The sequence below is a fragment of the Streptomyces sp. NPDC049541 genome (assembly GCF_044465725.1).
Classification (GTDB): Bacteria; Actinomycetota; Actinomycetes; order Streptomycetales; family Streptomycetaceae; genus Streptomyces.
Window position 1 is genome coordinate 336,572 of record NZ_JBITLY010000005.1, and the last position, 17,426, is coordinate 353,997.

Here is a 17,426-nt window from a genome sequence, read left to right on the forward strand (position 1 = left end):
TTCCGGGCCCCTGCACAGCGTTCTCATGCAGCTCTTATGGGGGCCTTATCGAGTCATCACGGGGCGTCCCTAGCTTGCGGCGCATGTTCTTCACCTACCTGAGGCGCGAACTGCGCCGCCGCAGAAAGGCGGCCCTCGTCGTCGCCTCCGGTCTTGCCCTCGGCATCGCGCTCGTCATCGTGGTCAGCTCCGTGTCGTCCGGCATGGGCAGGGCGCAGGACAAGGTCCTCCAGTCGCTGTACGGGCTGGGCACGGACATGACGGTCACCAAGGCGGCGACGCCGACGGCGGGCGACTCCCAGCGCCCGCGCTTCCAGTTCGACGCGCGGGGCGACGGCGACGACTCGACGCAGAGCAGCGACCGGGTCCTGGTGCAGGGCTTCACGACCCTGGCCTCCTCGACCGTCACCAAGGTCGCGGACCAGAAGGGCGTCTCGTCCGCGGTGGGCGGGCTGAGCCTCAACGTGGTGAAGGTCAACGGCCAGTTCACCCAAGGGCAGTTCCAGCAGAACCAGAACTCCGCGGGCGGCCGCGGCGCGGGCGGCGGCAACGGGCAGCCGCAGGGCCAGGTGCGGGGCGGCGGCGCCGACTTCGACATCAACCAGTACACGGTGTACGGCACCGACGTCACGAAGACCGCGCTCGGCCCGCTGACCTCGTCGAAGATCACCAGCGGCCGTACCTTCAAGTCGACCGAGACCGACGCCAAGGTCGTCGTGGCGGACTCCGCGTACGCCAAGGAGAAGAAGTACAAGGTCGGTTCGACCGTCACCATCAAGAACGTCAAGTTCACGGTGATCGGCATCGCGACGGCGGACAGCGGGGACGCGGCGGCCAACCTGTACGTCCCGCTCCAGCAGGCGCAGTCGCTGGCCGGCGAGAAGAACAAGATCACGACGGTCTACGTCAAGGCGACCGACTCCCAGCAGATCGACTCCGTCAAGTCGACCATCCAGAAGAACGTCCCGGGTACGACGGTCACGACGTCCACCGACCTCGCGAAGACGGTGTCCGGGTCGCTGTCCACGGCCTCGTCCCTCGCCACGAATGTCGGCAAGTGGCTGTCGATCGCCGTGCTGGTGGCCGCGTTCCTGGTGGCGGGGCTGCTGACGTCCGCTGCCGTTTCGCGACGGGTGCGGGAGTTCGGCACGCTGAAGGCGCTGGGGTGGAAGTCGGGGCGGGTGACCCGGCAGGTCGTCGGCGAAGCCATGGTCAACGGGTTGCTGGGCGGTGTGCTGGGGATCGCGCTGGGCCTGGCGGGGGCGTACGCCGTGACCAGCGTCAGCCCCACGCTGCAGGCGCAGTTGGGGGGCGGTGGCCCCGGGGGCGGCTTCGGGGGGCCCGGGCGGCGGGCGGCGAGGACGCTGGAGGTTGCGCTGACGGCGCCGGTGAGCGTGACGACGATCGTGCTGGCGGTGGCTCTTGCGGTGGCGGGCGGTCTGATCGCGGGGGCGTTCGGCGGCTGGCGGGCGTCTCGGCTCCGTCCGGCGGATGCGCTGAGGCGCGTCGAGTAGCTGATGTCGGCTGGGGCTGGGCAAGGGCGGGTGTGCTCGGCCCGCGCCGGCGGGGTGCCGCTCTCTTCGGGACGGGAGCCGCCCCTAGCGGCACGACTGCCCGCAGCCAGGGCGGCTAAGCGACTGCGGCAGCTACGGCGGCTACGCGCCTGCGGCGGCTGCAGCGGCTTTCAGGGGCGCGGGAACTGCGCGACAAGCCCCCACTCACCCGCAGGCAAACCACGCAGCGCACCACCCCGAACCCACCCAGGAGTCACCTCATGTATGAGCTGAGAAACCTCACGAAGCGCTACACCCGAGGCAAGGACACCATCCACGCCCTCGACGGAGTCGACCTCTCCATCGCCGACGGGGACCGCCTGGTCATCCAGGGCCCCACCGGCGGCGGCAAGTCCACCCTCCTCCAGATGCTCGGCGGTCTCGACCGCCCCACCTCCGGCGAAGTCGTCCTCGACGGCACGGACTTGGCCAGGCTCTCCGAGGCGAAGCTCACCAGCGTCCGCAGCGAGAACATCGGCTTCGTCTTCCAGTCCTTCAACCTCATCCCCACCCTCACCGCCCAGGAGAACGTCGAAACCGCTCTCGTACCCCTCGGGGTGAGGGGGAAGGAGCGGCGCGAGCGGGCCGCCGAGGCGCTGACCTCGGTCGGTCTCGGCGAGCGGCTGGGGCACCTGCCCGGCGAGATGTCCGGAGGACAGCAGCAGCGCGTCGCCATAGCCAGGGCACTCGTCAAGCAGCCGAAGGTGCTGCTCGCCGACGAACCCACCGGAAATCTCGACGAGTCGATGCGTGACGAGATCATGGAGGTGCTGGAGCGCATGTGGAAGGAGCTCGGGCTGACCTTCATCATGGTCACCCACGACTCCGCGATCGCGAAGAAGGCCCCGCGGCTGGCGACGATCCGCAAGGGCAAGCTCACCGTCAAGGAGAACGCGGGCGCGTGACCGCGCGGGAAGGTAACGGCTCTGGGACCGGCTCGTAACAGTCCCCAGGGGCGGCTCTTACCCTCCTCTCAACTATTGAGGTGCCTGATCACCCCCCGGCATACTGCGTGTTCCGGGGGGTGCACGCGTTCATGTGTGCGGGACCGCCCCCGGCCGGGTGACAGGGGAAACCACCCGGTACTTCATCTCCAGGGGGAGACTTGCGCAGACAAGTGAAAAGAGCGTGCGCGGCGACCGTTGCCACGGCGGCGGCCGTGGCCCTTGCGGCGGGCATGACCAGCCCGGCGTCCGCGAAGCCGGAGCAGTCGGCGGCTGCTCCGCAGACTCAGTTCACGTCCAAGCACCGCATCACCCTGATCACCGGCGACCGCGTGGTCGTCGACTCCAAGGGCCGGGTCGTCGGCCTGGAGCGGGCGAAGGGGCGCGAGCACATACCCGTTCAGTTCCGCAAGGCAGGCGGGCACACGCTCGTCGTACCGGCGGACGCGGCCCGGCTGGTCGCCACCGGCAAGCTGGACCAGCGGCTGTTCGACATCACCGAGCTCAACAAGTCCGCGACCCGCACGTCCCAGGCCAAGGGCCTGAAGGTCATCGTCGGCTACCAGGGCACGGCGACCACCGCGAAGGCCGACGTCCGTGACGCGGGCACCCTCCGCAGGACCCTCAAGTCCCTGAATGCCGACGCCGTTCAGACCCCGCAGAAGGAAACTCCCGAACTCTGGGACGCCGTCACCAACGGCGGCAGGGCCGCCTCGGGCATCGCGCACGTCTGGCTCGACGGCACCCGCAAGGCCAGCCTCGACAAGTCCGTCCCGCAGATCGGCGCACCGAAGGCATGGGCCGCCGGCTACGACGGCAAGGGCGTCAAGATCGCCGTACTGGACACCGGTGTCGACGCCACCCACCCTGACCTGGCGACCCAGGTCATCGAGTCCAAGAACTTCTCCACGGCCGCCGACGCCACCGACCACTTCGGGCACGGCACGCACGTCGCGTCCATCGCGGCGGGCACCGGCGCCAAGTCGGGCGGCAAGTACAAGGGTGTCGCGCCCGGCGCGAAGATCCTCAACGGCAAGGTCCTCGACGACACCGGCTCCGGTGACGACTCCTCCATCCTCGCCGGCATGGAGTGGGCGGCCGCGCAGGGCGCCGACGTCGTCAACATCAGCCTCGGCAGCCGGGACGCGCCCGGCATCGACCCGCTCGAGGCCGAGGTCAACAAGCTGTCCGAGCAGAAGGGCATCCTCTTCGCGATCGCCGCGGGCAACTCCGGCCCCGAGTCGGTCGGTTCGCCCGGCAGCGCCGAGGACGCCCTCACCGTCGGCGCGGTCGACGACCACGACAAGCTGGCCGACTTCTCCTCGACCGGCCCGACCTTCGACGGCGCCATCAAGCCGGACGTCACCGCGCCCGGCGTGGACATCACGGCGGCCGCGGCCAAGGGCAGCGTCATCGACCAGGAGCTCGGCGAGAACCCGCCCGGCTATCTGACCCTCTCGGGTACGTCGATGGCGACCCCGCATGTGGCGGGTGCGGCGGCGATCCTGAAGCAGGAGCACCCGGACTGGAAGTTCTCCGAGCTCAAGGGCGCGCTGACGGGCTCCGCGAAGGGCGGCAAGTACACGGCGTTCCAGCAGGGCGCGGGCCGTATCGCCGTCGACAAGGCCATCAAGCAGACGGTGATCGCCGACCCGGTGTCGGTGAGCTTCGGTGTGCAGCAGTGGCCGCACAGCGACGACAAGCCGGTCACCAAGAAGCTGACGTACCGCAACTTCGGTACGAAGGACATCACGCTCAACCTGTCCGCCGCCGCCACGAACCCCAAGGGCCGGGCGGCCCCCGCGGGCTTCTTCAAGCTCGGCGCGACGAAGGTGACCGTCCCGGCGGGCGGCAAGGCCTCCGTCAACCTGACGGTCAACACCAAGCTGGGCGGCACGCTCGACGGCGCGTACTCCGCGTATGTGACGGCGACGGGCGGCGGCCAGACCGTGCGCACCGCAGCGGGCGTACAGCGCGAGATCCAGTCGTACAGCGTCACGTTCAAGCACATCGGGCGGGACGGGCAGCCGACCGGGAACTACAACGACATCCTGTCCGGTTACTCGGGCCTGGCCGAGGACCGTGCGTACCCGGTGACCGTCTCGGACTCCGGTACGACGACGATGCGGCTGCCCAAGGGCGACTACCTGCTGGACGCCTGGATCGCGAAGGACCTCGTGCACTTCGAGGGCGGCCTCGACTGGCTGGTCCAGCCGAAGCTGAGCGTCACCAAGAACACCACGGTGACGATCGACGCCCGCAGGACCAGGGCGGCCGACATCACGGTGCCGGACGCGCAGGCGAAGCAGCAGTTGGCGACGATCAACTACAGCTATGACCCCGCGGGCGGCGGTGGCAGCTTCGACGCGAAGTCCTTCGCCGACATACGCATGGCGCCGCTGGGCGGCGAGGTCTCGGGCCTGAGCCAGACGTGGAACGGCCAGTGGACCAAGGGGGACGACGCCGAGTACGACGTGGCCACCACCGCCAAGGTCAAGAAGATCCAGGGCGACAAGGTCCGCCACTTCAAGGCGAGCGAGCTCGCCACGGTGAAGAACAACCTCGGTTCGGGAGTCCCCGGCAAGACCGGTGCCCTGGAGCCCGTCGGGGTGTTCCCGGACGACGCCGTCTTCGTGAACGGCGTCGAGCAGAAGCTGCCGGGAGTACGCACGCTGTACCTGTCGACCTCCGACAAGATCCAGTGGACGTGGGACTTCCTTCAGATCAAGGGCCATGACGCGAACGGCATCCCGATCCCGGAGGCGTCCTACACGCTCGGCTACCCGCAGACCTTCAAGGCGGGCCAGAAGTACACGAAGACCTTCAACACAGCGGTCTTCGGCCCGCATCTGAACAAGGACTTCGGGCTCTTCCGCGAGGGCAACAGCATCTACGGCTCCCTGCCGCTGTTCGCCGACGGGGCGGGCCACGCCGGCTCCTCGGACCTCACCGCGGTCGCCACGACCCTCTACCGCAACGGCACCAAGGTCGGCTCCAACGACGACCCGCTCTTCGGCAGGGAGTTCAAGGTCCCGTCCGGCGAGGCCGAGTACAAGCTGACGACGTCCGTGAAGCGCAGCGTGCTGGTCGCCGAGGCCTCCACGCGCATCGACGCGAGCTGGACGTTCCGCTCGAAGAAGACCTCCGACGTGGCCACCCTGCCCGCGTCCATGGTCCGCTTCAACGCGGCCACCGGCCTGGACAACAAGGTGGAGGCCGGCAAGACGGTGACGATCCCGGTCACCGTCGAGGGCGCAGCCAAGGGCAGCAACCTCAAGTCGCTGTCGGTGTACGTGTCGTACGACTACGGCCAGACCTGGACGAAGCTCGACGTCGTCGGCGGCAAGATCAAGGTGAAGAACCCGGAGAAGGGCAAGGCCATCTCCTTCCACGCCAAGATCACCGACAAGCAGAACAACAAGTCGACGATCTCGATCTACAACGCGTACTACGCCAAGTGAGCCGCAGGTTCGCTGAGCGCTGAGCGGACCGCCCGCCGGAAGTACAGCTTCCGGCGGACGGTCCGTGTTTCCGTGGGTGCATGACCACACAGACCGTCGAGTACATCCGCTACCGCATCCCGGAAGACCACTCGGCGGAGTTCCTCGCCGCCTACACCCGGGCCGCGGGCCGGCTGGCCGCGGCACCGCAGTGCGTGGACTACGAACTCGCGCGCTGCGAGGAGGACTTCGAGCACTACGTCCTGCGCATCACCTGGACGTCGACCGAGGACCACCTGGAGGGCTTCCGCAGCTCGGACCTGTTCCCCGACTTCCTCGCGGAGATCCGCCCGTACGTCGGCAACATCGAGGAGATGCGCCACTACAAGCCGACGACGGTACGCGGTACGGGCTCCTCGGTGCCGACGCTGTACGACTGGGCCGGGGGCGCCGCCGCCTTCACCCGTCTGACGTCGGTCTTCTACGACAAGGTCCTGAAGGACGACCTCCTCGCCCCGCTCTTCGCCGATCTCGCCCCCGACCACGCCGAACACGTGGCTGTCTGGCTCGGCGAGGTCTTCGGCGGCCCCGCCACCTACTCCCTCACCCAGGGCGGCCACGGCCACATGGTCGCCAAGCATCTCGGCAAGCACATCACCGAGCCACAGCGCCGCCGCTGGGTGAATCTGATCCAGGACGCGGCGGACGAGGCGGGACTCCCGACGGATGCCGAGTTCCGGTCGGCGTTCTTGGCGTATGTGGAGTGGGGGACCAGGCTGGCGGTGTACTTCTCCGGCCCCGACGCAAAGCCGCCGGCGGAGCAGCCGGTGCCGCGGTGGACGTGGGGGGCGATGCCGCCGTACCGGGGGTGACGTCCTTCAGCGGCGGTCGGTGAAACCAGCCCGTCATGGGGGTCCCCCCGCTCGAGCGAAGCCGAGAGCGGGGGAGTTTGAGGACGAGGCGGTTCAGGCCGAAAGCGGGGTCTGGGGGCGGCAGCCCCCAGCAGGGCGCGCCAACCGCCGGCCACGGCTCAGGAAGACGTCGCCGACTGCCCCGCCCGCGTGGCGTCCGCCCCCCAGCTGGCCAGCAGCCGCAACGCCTCCGCCGAGGGCGAGCCGGGTTCCGCGTGGTAGACGAGCAGGGCCTGATCGCTGCCGTCGGTCACGGGGAACGACTCGTAGTTCAGCATCAGGTCGCCGACCAGCGGGTGGTGCAGGTGCTTGACGCCGTGGCTCTTCTCCTTGACGTCGTGCATGGCCCACAGCCGCCGGAACTCCTCGCTCTTGACGGAGAGTTCGCCGACCAGGGCGGACAGCCGCGGATCGTCCGGGTAGCAGCCCGCCTGCATGCGCAGCAGGGCGACGACGTCGGACGCCTTCTCCTCCCACGCCACGAACAGCTCGCGGTATGCCGGGTTCAGGAACACCAGCCGGGCCCAGTTCCGCTCCGGCGGCGCCAGCTCCCCCCAGTCGCCGAAGACGGCCGCGGCCATCCGGTTCCAGGCGAGAATGTCCGAGTAGCGGCCACCGATGTACGCCGGCACCGAGTCCATCGTGTCCAGCAGCTGCCGCAGCGACCTGCGCACCTGCTGAGACCGCGCCGCCGGCTTCTTCTTGTGCTGCTTCGGCTTCGCAAGATGCGTGAGGTGGTTGTGCTCCGCGTCGGTCAGCCGCAGCGCCCGCGCGATGGCGTCGAGCACCTCCGCCGACACGTTCCGCCCGTTGCCCTGCTCCAGGCGCGTGTAGTACGCCACCGAGACGCCCGCCAGCTGCGCCAGCTCCTCGCGGCGCAGCCCGGGCACCCGCCGGTGCCGGCCGAAGTCCGGCAGCCCCACGTCCTCCGGTTTCAGCCGGGCGCGCCGGGTGCGCAGGAACTCGCTGAGCTCGGCACGCCGGTCCAGCGCCCCCGCGGGCTCGGACACGGGACGGGGCTGTTGGTCCATGCCTCAAGTATTCACTGTCGTACGCACACCATCCTGACCCCACCAGTGGTAGGCACAGCGGACGTACGCAGAAGCGTGGGCTGGGTGAAGGCCCCGCGCTTCGGCATGCTGAACGACATGCCCGGTCGGAAGGCAGCCGGGCGCGTAACCACCGCTAGGAGACCCCCGGCATGACCACTGTTGCCGCTTACGCCGCCCCCGCCGCGAAGGCTCCGCTGGAGCGCACCACCATCGAGCGCCGCGAGGTCGGTGAGTTCGACGTCCTGATCGACATCAAGTTCGCCGGTATCTGCCACTCCGACATCCACCAGGCGCGGGAGGGCTGGGGCGAGGCGATCTTCCCGATGGTCCCGGGTCACGAGATCGCGGGCATCGTCTCCGAGGTCGGCGCGGGCGTCACCAAGTACCGGGTCGGCGACCGGGTGGGCGTCGGCTGCCTGGTCGACTCCTGCCGTCAGTGCGAGAGCTGCAAGGCCGGCGAGGAGCAGTACTGCACCGGCGGCAACGTCGGCACGTACAACTCGATCGGCAAGGACGGCGAGCCCACCTACGGCGGCTACTCGCAGAAGGTCGTCGTCGACGAGAACTTCGTCGTCCGCATCCCCGACGCCCTGTCGCTGGACGTGGCCGCGCCGCTGCTGTGCGCCGGCATCACCACCTACTCCCCGCTGAAGCACTGGAACGCCGGCCCCGGCAAGAAGGTCGCGATCCTCGGCATGGGCGGCCTCGGCCACATGGGCGTCAAGATCGCCCACGCCCTCGGCGCCGAGGTCACGGTCCTCTCGCAGTCCCTGCGCAAGAAGGACGACGGCCTGAAGCTGGGCGCCGACCACTACTACGCGACCAGCGACGAGCAGACCTTCAAGGACCTGCAGGGCTCCTTCGACCTGATCCTCTCCACGGTCTCGGCCCCGCTCGACTTCGGTGCGTTCCTGTCGCTGCTGAAGCGGGACGGCGCACTGGTGAACGTCGGCGCCCCCGAGGAGCCGATCGCCCTCAACCTCTTCTCGGTGATCGCCGGCCGCAAGACCCTCGCCGGCTCCATGATCGGCGGTATCGCCGAGACCCAGGAGATGCTCGACTTCTGCGCCGAGCACGGCTTCGGCGCCGAGATCGAGGTGATCAGCGCGGACCAGATCAACGAGGCGTACGAGCGGGTGGTGGCGAGCGACGTCCGCTACCGCTTCGTGATCGACACGGCGACGATCTGACAGGTCAGGTCTGACAGGTCTGGCATGGTCTTAGAGGTCTGACAGGCCTGACAAGCAGGGCCCCGGCGCGGAAGGCGACGCCGGGGCCTTTCGCTGCTCGGAGTATCTTGGGCGTGAGGAGGCCCACACGATGAACGTGCAGCTGAACCACACCATCGTCGCCGCCCATGACAAGAAGGCGTCGGCCCAGTTCCTCGCCGACATCCTGGGGCTGGAGCCCAGCCCGCCGTTCGGTCCCTTCATCCCCGTCCAGATCCCGAACGGCGTGACCCTCGACTACATGGAGACGGACGGCGAGATCACGCCCCAGCACTACGCGTTCCTGGTGTCCGAGGACGACTTCGACACCATCTTCGGCCGTATCCGGGACGCCGGGCTGACCTACTGGGCGGATCCGTACCACCACCGCCGCGGCGAGATCAACCACAACGACGGCGGGCGGGGCGCGTACTTCGACGACCCCAACGGCCACAACCTGGAGATCATCACCAGGCCGTACGGCAGCGGGAGCTGAACTGCCGCTTCACCCCGCGGGAAGGAACTCGCCGGCTCCGTAGGACCGCACGAGGACGCCCCCGTCGGTGGACGGTTGCACGCGGTGTGCGCGTCCGAGCCCCGAGACCCGGGCGCGTCCGTCCGGGCCGACCTCCACGAGCGTGTTCTCGTCGATCGCGACGCCCTGCGGGAGTCCGTGCCCTGCGACCGCGGCGATCATGCGCGGCAGTGTCCCCCACTGCGCGGCGTGCACCTCCACGGAGAAGGGCACCAGTCCGAGCCCGGGCCGCACTTCGATCTCCTCCAGGTCCTCGGCGGTGTCCTCGTGGCACACGGGTACGCCGTCGTCGAGCCACCCTCCGACGAGAGCGTGCCGCGCGGCGACCGCCGCCCCGGCGGAGAAACCGGCGTACGGGATGCCGAACTCGGCGAGAGCGGACCGCAGTCGGTCCAGGCACCCGGCGAACGCGTCCTGATACGCGGGGGTCAGCCCGCCACAGACCACAAGCCCGTGCAGATCCTGGAGGCGGTCCGGGTCGAACTCCGCGCCGAGCGGCACCAGCAGCGGTACAGGGCTGCAGTCGGCGACCTTCCGCAGCACGGCCTCGTACCGACCGAACTGCTCGCTGCCGTCCCCCTCGTCGAGCACGACGCAGCCGATGCGCGGCCCGGTCGCCGCCCGCAGGAACGGCCCGTAGACGGCGTGCGCGGCCGTCGCGTCCCAGCCGCCCCCGATCAGGAACGTACGGCTGCCCCCGCTGCCCATCAGTGCCCCCACTCTCTCCCCGTCCGCCGGTCAGGCCCGCAGTCCCACGAGACCGTCGTAGGCGGACATGACGATCTCCAACCCCCGGTTGTCCTCGGCGGGTTCGTGCATCTGGTTGGTCACGTACGCCACCACCATCCGGGACTCGGGTTCGATCATCACCATCGACCCGCCCCAGCCGCCCCACCCGTAGGTGTTGCCGAAGAGCCCGTAGCCCAGCCCCCAGCGCACCGGCATGCCCAGCACCCGGTCGTCACCGCTGAACTGCTCCTCCCAGGCGCGCTCGCACCCCGCCCGCGACAGCAACCGCACTCCGCGCACCGTCCCTGCGCAGGCCATCGCCGACTGCACGAGCGCGACCGAGCGGGCGTTGCCGAATCCGCTGGCCGCGGGGATCTGGGCACGGCGCCAGGCCACGCTGTTGCCGTCGCGGACCCGGATGGCGGTCCCGGCGGCGGGCGTCGAGCCCCGGCCGGGCGCGCTCGCGGTGTACTCCTCGTCCCGTCCCGGTGGCGGCACCGTGAGCGCGACGCGCCGGTCGTGCTCGGCGGCCAGCCCGATGTGGAAGTCGGCTCCCAGCGGCCCGGCGATCTCGTCCGCGAAGAACTCGCCCACGCTGCGCCCGCTGATCCGCCACACCACCTCGCCCACGAGGAACCCCTGGGTGAGCGAGTGGTACCCGGCCGCGCCGCCCGGCTCCCACTGCGGGGCCTGCGCGACGAGCCGTGCCGTGGCGGACGGCCAGTCGTAGATCTCCTCGACCGGCCCGTCCCAGTCGGGCAGACCGGCGGTGTGCGAGAGCAGATGCCGGACCAGGACCCGCTCCTTGCCCGCCGCGGCGAACTCCGGCCAGTACCGGGCCACGGGTGCGTCCAGGTCGAGCTCGCCGCGGTCGGCCAGGACGAGCGCGCACAGCGCCGTCATGGTCTTGGTGACGGAGAAGACGTTGACGATCGTGTCCCGCTCCCACGGCACGGTGCGCTCGGCGTCGGCGAAGCCGCCCCACACGTCCACCACCGGCTCGCCGTCCACGAAGACGGCCACCGAGCCGCCCGCGTCCCCGGTGTCCAGCAACTGCGCCAGCCGGTTGGGCACCGCGGTGAACAGACCGTCGTACGAGCCCTGGATGTCAGCCATGGGTGGCATTAGCCCGCATCGGCACGCGACGCGGCAACCGAATTTACGGCAGCCGACGGCCGCAGACGGGCCAGGAGTTCGTCCCCCGCGGGGTACGGCTGCTCCCGCGGAAGCAGCTCCCAGGCTTCGACCCCGGTTCCGCCGCACTGCGGTCCGGAGCGGCCTTGGTCAACGTACAGTCACGTTGACCTGCGGGGACGGCTCGATCTGGTCGCCTTTGACGAGTGGATGTCCGAGACGGTGATTGCTGGATAGAGTCGTCTCGTCACAACTGGTTGCGGGGACAACCAAAGTGCCTTTCGGCTGCCAATGTCCTGGGGAGGGCCTGCAGCACATGAGTCGTCGCTCCAGTGGTTTTGTCGGCGTCTGGGCTGAGATGCAACGGCAGCAACAGCGCCAGCAGGAGGCTGAAGCCAGACAGCGGAGGCAGCAGGAACAACAGGCACGTGCCTACCAACGGCGAGCCGCCCAGAGCCACCGTGAGTACAGGCAAGCAGAGGCACAACGCCGCACAGCGGAACTGGACGCACAGGTGGCGTCGCTGCAAGGTCTTCTCGCCTCAGGGTGCCAGGCTCCGGCTTTCAGGGCTTCCTCTCTCATGCGGCCTGAAGAGGTCCAGCCCTTTGATCCAGGACCATTGGCGCGGCCCGTTCCCATGCCGGATCTCAATCACTACCAAACGCAGAGCGGTTGGACTGCGAGTCGCCGGGCCCAGGCTCAGGCCGAAGCACAGGCGCGCTTCGAGCGGGACTGGCATGCTGCCCAGGCCGCGGAGGGGCAAAGACAGCAGCAGCTGGCGTCGTACCAGCGTGAGTACCAGCAGTGGGCAGACGCTCAGCTGGCTGATCTGCGGCGGCACAACGCCGGCGTCGTTGCGGTAACCGAAGGCGTAAGGCGCCGGGATCCCGATTCCGTGGTCGAGTACTCCCGCGCGGGCCGCGGGCCCGCCGATCTCCGGTGGGTAGGCCTGGTAGACGGTGATCGTGGACTCTGTGTGGACCGCACGGATGCCGCGCTGTGGATCTTCCATGGCGTGCAGCGTGGGGGACGGTCGCCCCGCGCGGCGACCGGTTTCCCCCCGAGGTGCGGCCCGGAATCGGCTGGGACCCTCGCGCGTTGAGGGGGGTGGGCACGGGATGCCGATGGTGCGTGAGCAGCGTCGCCCGAGTGACCGAGCTGACCGATATGGGAGGACTGCAATGGCTGCGCAGACGCAGAGGGCCGTGCTGGCGGGCGGATGCTTCTGGGGGATGGAAGAGCTGATCCGCCGGCTTCCGGGCGTGACGGCGACCCGGGTGGGATACACCGGGGGTGACGTGCCGAACGCGACGTACCGCAACCACGGCACGCACGCGGAGGCCATCGAGATCCTCTTCGACCCCGAGAAGACCGACTACCGCGCGCTCCTGGAGTTCTTCTTCCAGATCCACGACCCGAGCACCAAGAACCGCCAGGGCAACGACATCGGCCTGAGCTACCGCTCGGCGATCTACTACGTGGACGACGAGCAGAAGCGGATCGCCGAGGAGACGATCGCGGACGTGGACGCCTCCGGCCTGTGGCCGGGCAAGGTGGTCACCGAGGTGGAGCCGGTCGGCCCCTTCTGGGAGGCCGAGCCCGAGCACCAGGACTACCTGCAGCGCTACCCGGACGGCTACACCTGCCACTTCCCCCGCCCGGGATGGCGGCTGCCCGCCCGCACGCAGGGCTGACCAGCCCGTCGCCTGCTCAGTGCGGCAGCCTCAGTGCGGCAGCGTCGCCGGGCTGCCGCCGTTCGCCTCGTAGCCCGCCACCGCCAGCGCCCGGTAGACCGCGAACTCGGCCGCCGGGTCGGCGGACAGGGTCCAGGGCAGGGCGCCGACATGGCCGTCGATGTGTATGAGCTGGTTCATGGCCTCCGCCCAGCGCTCCGCGCGCACCAGGAAGAAGACCAGCAGGTGGCGTACGTGCGCGAGCATCGGGTCGTCGGGGCGGGCCGAGTGGACGGCGTGCAGCGCCCCGTGGATCGCCTTCGTCACGGTCTCGCTCTGGTAGAAGCTGCTGACCAGGTTCACCTCGGGCAGGTGCTCGAAGACCGCGAACAGGGGCATCGCGGCGAGGAGGGAACCCTGCGGTGCGCGCGCGGCTGCCGCCTCCGCGAAGGAGTTCGCCAGCTCGCGCGAGCCGTGCCACTTCTCGCACCAGTAGTGCAGGGCGGCCAGGTGGGCGCCCATGTGGGCCGGGGCGCGGTCCAGGATCCGCAGCCACAGCTGCTCGAACTCCGGCTGCGAGTAGGCCAGCCCGCGGGCCACCGACAGCTCGATGATGTACGGGACCGGGTCACCGGGGGCGAGCAGCGCCGCATCGCCGCACGCCGCCTTCGCCTCCTCCATGATGATCCGGAACTCGTCCGTGCCCGGCGTCGACGTCCGCCACGCCTGCTGGACCAGGAACTCCGCGTGCACCGCGGCGCCGCCCGCGTCCTTGGGCTGCTCGGCCCGCCACACCCTGAGCCACTGACCGCCCGGGGTCTCGCTGACCCCGCCGGGCCGCTGCTGCAGCTCCAGCGACGCGGCACCCGCGAAGGCCTGCACGCGCTGCCAGCGCAGCTCGCCCTCCGCCTCCGTGCCGGCCAGCAGCTGGGAGGCCGCACGGTGGTCCTGCGTGCGCTGTACCAGGTCCAGGACGTCGAGCAGGTCCTGGTCGGGGCCGGGCATGCGGACGTCCAGCTCCTCCTCCCGCACGAATCCGTAGTTCGCGGGGTCCGCGGCGTCCGGGTGGCCGGCCGGGACCTGCTCGATCATGCCCCGCCTGCGCCGCAGGACGGGGAGCAGCACGAAGCCCAGCATGACGGCGGCGATCAGGACCCAGAGAAATTCCATGACTCAAGCGTTCCAGACGCCGGTGACAATTGGCGAACCCGGTCGGCGACCTGTGGAAAACTCCCTGAACCCGGCGCCGGAAACCGAGGGAAAACCCGGCAGTGCGGCCTTCCGCGCCCCGCCGCCCGGCGCGCGCCCCGCGAGCGCACTACCCTCGGTGCCCATGAGCGACAGGCACATCAGTCAGCACTTCGAGACCCTCGCGATCCACGCGGGCAACACCGCCGATCCCCTCACCGGCGCGGTCGTCCCGCCGATCTACCAGGTCTCGACCTACAAGCAGGACGGCGTCGGCGGTCTGCGCGGCGGCTACGAGTACAGCCGCAGCGCCAACCCCACCAGGACCGCCCTGGAAGAGAACCTCGCAGCCCTCGAGGGCGGCCGTCGCGGCCTCGCGTTCGCGTCCGGACTGGCGGCCGAGGACTGCCTGTTGCGTACGCTGCTCAGCCCCGGCGACCACGTGGTCATCCCCAACGACGCGTACGGCGGCACGTTCCGTCTGTTCGCGAAGGTAGTCGCCCGGTGGGGGGTGGAGTGGTCGGTCGCCGACACCAGCGATCCGTCGTCCGTACGGGCCGCCATCACCCCGAAGACCAAGGCCGTGTGGGTGGAGACCCCCTCCAACCCGCTGCTCGGCATCACCGACATCGCGGCGGTCGCCCAGATCGCCCGGGACACGGGCGCGAAGCTCGTCGTCGACAACACCTTCGCCACGCCGTACCTGCAGCAGCCGCTGGCGCTCGGCGCGGACGTCGTCGTGCACTCGCTGACCAAGTACATGGGCGGTCACTCCGACGTCGTCGGCGGTGCGCTGGTCGTCGCCGACGAGGCGCTCGGTGAGGAGCTCGCGTACCACCAGAACGCGATGGGCGCGGTCGCCGGCCCCTTCGACTCCTGGCTGGTGCTGCGCGGCGCGAAGACGCTGTCCGTGCGCATGGACCGGCACAGCGAGAACGCCGGCAAGGTCGCCGACATGCTCACCCGGCACGCACGCGTGACGCGCGTTCTCTACCCGGGCCTGCCCGACCACCCCGGTCACGAGGTCGCCGCCAAGCAGATGCGGTCCTTCGGCGGCATGGTCTCCTTCCGGGTCGAGGGCGGCGAGGAGGCGGCCGTCGAGGTCTGCAACCGCGCCAAGGTGTTCACGCTCGGCGAGTCCCTGGGCGGCGTCGAGTCGCTGATCGAGCACCCGGGGCGGATGACCCACGCGTCCGTGGCCGGCTCGGCCCTGGAGGTGCCCGCCGATCTCGTACGCCTCTCCGTCGGCATCGAGAACGTCGACGACCTCCTGGAGGACCTGCAGCAGGCGCTCGGCTAGTCGCTCCGCGGGAAGGGCTGGGGTGCCGTGGTTCGTCTGCGGCGCCGTCGTGGCTTGTCGCGCCGTTCCCCGCGCCCCTACAGGGCGCGGCCGAACCCTCGCGGACATCGCCCGGCCCGGACGTCAGTCGACCGACCGCGTCACCCGCCCGTGCAACCGCATCACCAGCCCGTGTACGGGGGAGTCGTCTGCGAGGGCGGCTCCACCCACGGACGGGCCGTCATGGCCCACACCAGGAACGCCACACTCGCGGCGCACAGCAGCAGCCACATCAGACGGCGGGCGAGCGTCCTGCGGCGCAGGCTGCGGGCACCGCGCCGCACGACCTCCCCGTACAGGTCCGGCGGCACCGGCGGCGGCGCCTGCTCCATGATCCGCCGTGCGGCGGCCTCGCGCTCGGCCCGGTTCATGCGCGTCCCCCTCCGTCGGCGGGCCTCATGACGGCGCCACCTTCGCCCCGCCGACCGCCGGTGCCGGGCGGCGCGGCGGATGCAGCAGCGTCGCCGTGGCCCGGTCGCAGATCGCCCGGACGCGTTCCGTCGGCAGGCCGAGCAGCGCCGCCGTCTGCTCCTCTCCGACCCCCTCGTACAGCCTGAGGACCAGGATCAGACGCTCCTGCGGTGCCAGCAGGGCCAGCGGACTGCCGGGATGCGGGCGGCCCCGCCCGAGACCGCCGTACTGGTGCCAGGCGCCGCGCGCGAAGCGGCTCGCCAGGTACTGGCGGGTGCGGTCGTACGGGTCCTCCCCGCGCAGCCGGTCCCAGCACGCGTACGTGTGCGCGAGGGCCAGCGTCAGCAGGCGCCGCGCGCGCGGGTTGTCGTCGGGGGCCTCCGCCGTGAGCAGCGTGGCGGCATGCAGCAGCCGCCCTGCCGCGCCCGCGACGAACGCCTCGAACTCCCGGGCCCGGCGGGCACTTTGGAACACCTGCCGCTGTCGCACCGCGCCTCCCGCCCTGACGCGACCCTGACCGAACGGACCCGACCGCGTACGGGGTGCGCGACCGCGTACGACGGGGCCCGGTCTCATCTGAGGCCAGGGGTGGCCTTTCGGTCAAGAGCCGCGCGGCACGCGCGCGTGCCGAGGGCGGCTACGAGGCCGACGACGCCTCCGGCGCCGGCACCCCCTGGGCCGCCATCCGGGAGGACAGAGCGGTGTTGAAGCGCGTCAGGAGCGTGCAGAACGCCTCACGCTCCTCCGGCGCCCAGTCGTGTGTCAGCTCGGCCATCAACTGACGCCTCGAGGAGCGCACTTCCTCCAGCCGTGACTGGCCGCGCGGGGACAGCTGGAGCACCACCGCGCGCCCGTCCTCGGGGTGCGAGGTGCGCTTGACGAGCCCGGTGTCCACGAGCGGAGCCACCTGCCGGGTGACCGTCGAGGAGTCGATGCCCATGCTCGCCGCGAGCGCCTTGACGCCCATGGGGCCTTCCTTGTCGAGGCGGTTGAGCAGCAGGTATGCGGCGCGGTCCATGGAGTTGCGCACCTGCCCGACGCCGCCGAGCCGGGTCTGTTCGGCACGGCGCGCGAAGACCGCCACCTCGTGCTGCAGCGTGTCGAGGAGACCGGTGTCACCGACGGTCGTCATGTCCATCGACATTTCGGGTGTTGTGGGCATGGCCGGAGGCTCACTTCATGAAGGGGGGCTGGCTGGAATGGGGGACAGAGTACGCGGCCGGGGGGCAAGCCGTACCGGCGCTGCGCAAACCAGTCTCGGACGTTGGTCACAGCGACCGTGCGCGCCTGTGAACTGCGATGCTTGAGT

The 17,426-nt window shown here is 70.2% G+C and carries 16 protein-coding genes; 8 read left to right on the plus strand and 8 right to left on the minus strand.

Features of this window, described 5'->3' with window-relative positions; all coding sequences use genetic code 11:
• Window positions 1-83: 83 nt before the first annotated feature.
• The 4 genes from ACIBW9_RS20875 to ACIBW9_RS20890 all read left to right on the plus strand — a co-directional run bounded on the left by ACIBW9_RS20875 (window position 84) and on the right by ACIBW9_RS20890 (window position 6,809).
• On the plus strand, window positions 84-1,514 hold the full coding sequence (locus tag ACIBW9_RS20875) for an ABC transporter permease (protein WP_398957032.1): 1,431 nt from the start codon (window positions 84-86) through the stop codon (window positions 1,512-1,514).
• A gap of 260 nt (window positions 1,515-1,774) precedes the next feature.
• Entirely contained in the window at window positions 1,775-2,458 is a 684-nt protein-coding gene (locus ACIBW9_RS20880) for an ABC transporter ATP-binding protein (RefSeq protein ID WP_398957034.1), read from the plus strand.
• A 200-nt stretch (window positions 2,459-2,658) separates the two neighbouring features.
• Entirely contained in the window at window positions 2,659-5,958 is a 3,300-nt protein-coding gene (locus tag ACIBW9_RS20885) for a S8 family peptidase (RefSeq protein ID WP_398957036.1), read from the plus strand.
• A gap of 80 nt (window positions 5,959-6,038) precedes the next feature.
• Entirely contained in the window at window positions 6,039-6,809 is a 771-nt protein-coding gene (locus ACIBW9_RS20890) for a group II truncated hemoglobin (RefSeq protein WP_398957038.1), read from the plus strand.
• A gap of 158 nt (window positions 6,810-6,967) precedes the next feature.
• On the opposite strand, the gene ACIBW9_RS20895 is transcribed toward ACIBW9_RS20890, so the two are convergent.
• Window positions 6,968-7,879, minus strand: a complete 912-nt coding sequence (locus ACIBW9_RS20895; protein WP_398957040.1) for a helix-turn-helix domain-containing protein — start codon at window positions 7,877-7,879, stop codon at window positions 6,968-6,970.
• A 170-nt stretch (window positions 7,880-8,049) separates the two neighbouring features.
• On the opposite strand from ACIBW9_RS20895, the gene ACIBW9_RS20900 reads away from it, so the two are divergent.
• Window positions 8,050-9,090, plus strand: a complete 1,041-nt coding sequence (locus ACIBW9_RS20900; protein WP_398957042.1) for an NAD(P)-dependent alcohol dehydrogenase — start codon at window positions 8,050-8,052, stop codon at window positions 9,088-9,090.
• Between the two features lie 130 nt (window positions 9,091-9,220).
• Complete coding sequence (locus ACIBW9_RS20905) at window positions 9,221-9,604, plus strand: VOC family protein (protein ID WP_398957044.1); 384 nt, start codon at window positions 9,221-9,223, stop codon at window positions 9,602-9,604.
• Between the two features lie 9 nt (window positions 9,605-9,613).
• Here ACIBW9_RS20905 and ACIBW9_RS20910 read toward each other — a convergent pair whose 3' ends face one another.
• The 3 genes from ACIBW9_RS20910 to ACIBW9_RS20920 all read right to left on the minus strand — a co-directional run bounded on the left by ACIBW9_RS20910 (window position 9,614) and on the right by ACIBW9_RS20920 (window position 12,518).
• On the minus strand, window positions 9,614-10,363 hold the full coding sequence (locus ACIBW9_RS20910; protein ID WP_398957046.1) for a hypothetical protein: 750 nt from the start codon (window positions 10,361-10,363) through the stop codon (window positions 9,614-9,616).
• An 18-nt stretch (window positions 10,364-10,381) separates the two neighbouring features.
• On the minus strand, window positions 10,382-11,488 hold the full coding sequence (locus tag ACIBW9_RS20915; protein ID WP_398957047.1) for a serine hydrolase domain-containing protein: 1,107 nt from the start codon (window positions 11,486-11,488) through the stop codon (window positions 10,382-10,384).
• A 559-nt stretch (window positions 11,489-12,047) separates the two neighbouring features.
• Complete coding sequence (locus ACIBW9_RS20920) at window positions 12,048-12,518, minus strand: hypothetical protein (RefSeq protein ID WP_398957049.1); 471 nt, start codon at window positions 12,516-12,518, stop codon at window positions 12,048-12,050.
• Window positions 12,519-12,687: 169 nt separating this feature from the next.
• Here ACIBW9_RS20920 and msrA point away from each other — a divergent pair, with 169 nt between their 5' ends.
• On the plus strand, window positions 12,688-13,200 hold the full coding sequence (msrA, locus tag ACIBW9_RS20925) for a peptide-methionine (S)-S-oxide reductase MsrA (protein ID WP_398957051.1): 513 nt from the start codon (window positions 12,688-12,690) through the stop codon (window positions 13,198-13,200).
• A 30-nt stretch (window positions 13,201-13,230) separates the two neighbouring features.
• Here the strand turns inward: msrA and ACIBW9_RS20930 are convergent, their stop codons facing one another.
• A complete protein-coding gene (locus tag ACIBW9_RS20930; protein WP_398957054.1) occupies window positions 13,231-14,349 on the minus strand; it encodes a hypothetical protein in 1,119 nt (372 codons plus the stop codon).
• Between the two features lie 163 nt (window positions 14,350-14,512).
• Here ACIBW9_RS20930 and ACIBW9_RS20935 point away from each other — a divergent pair, with 163 nt between their 5' ends.
• The gene (locus tag ACIBW9_RS20935) at window positions 14,513-15,667 is read left to right on the plus strand and encodes a cystathionine gamma-synthase (protein ID WP_344404415.1); all 1,155 of its coding nucleotides are present in this window, start codon (window positions 14,513-14,515) and stop codon (window positions 15,665-15,667) included.
• Window positions 15,668-15,828: 161 nt separating this feature from the next.
• Here the strand turns inward: ACIBW9_RS20935 and ACIBW9_RS20940 are convergent, their stop codons facing one another.
• The 3 genes from ACIBW9_RS20940 to ACIBW9_RS20950 form a co-directional block, all read right to left on the minus strand.
• On the minus strand, window positions 15,829-16,077 hold the full coding sequence (locus tag ACIBW9_RS20940) for a hypothetical protein (protein ID WP_398957056.1): 249 nt from the start codon (window positions 16,075-16,077) through the stop codon (window positions 15,829-15,831).
• 25 nt (window positions 16,078-16,102) lie between these two features.
• A complete protein-coding gene (locus ACIBW9_RS20945; protein WP_398957058.1) occupies window positions 16,103-16,606 on the minus strand; it encodes a sigma factor-like helix-turn-helix DNA-binding protein in 504 nt (167 codons plus the stop codon).
• Window positions 16,607-16,754: 148 nt separating this feature from the next.
• Window positions 16,755-17,261: a MarR family winged helix-turn-helix transcriptional regulator gene (locus ACIBW9_RS20950; RefSeq protein ID WP_389076952.1), complete on the minus strand. Its 507-nt coding sequence runs from the start codon at window positions 17,259-17,261 to the stop codon at window positions 16,755-16,757.
• Between the last annotated feature and the right edge of the window lie 165 nt (window positions 17,262-17,426).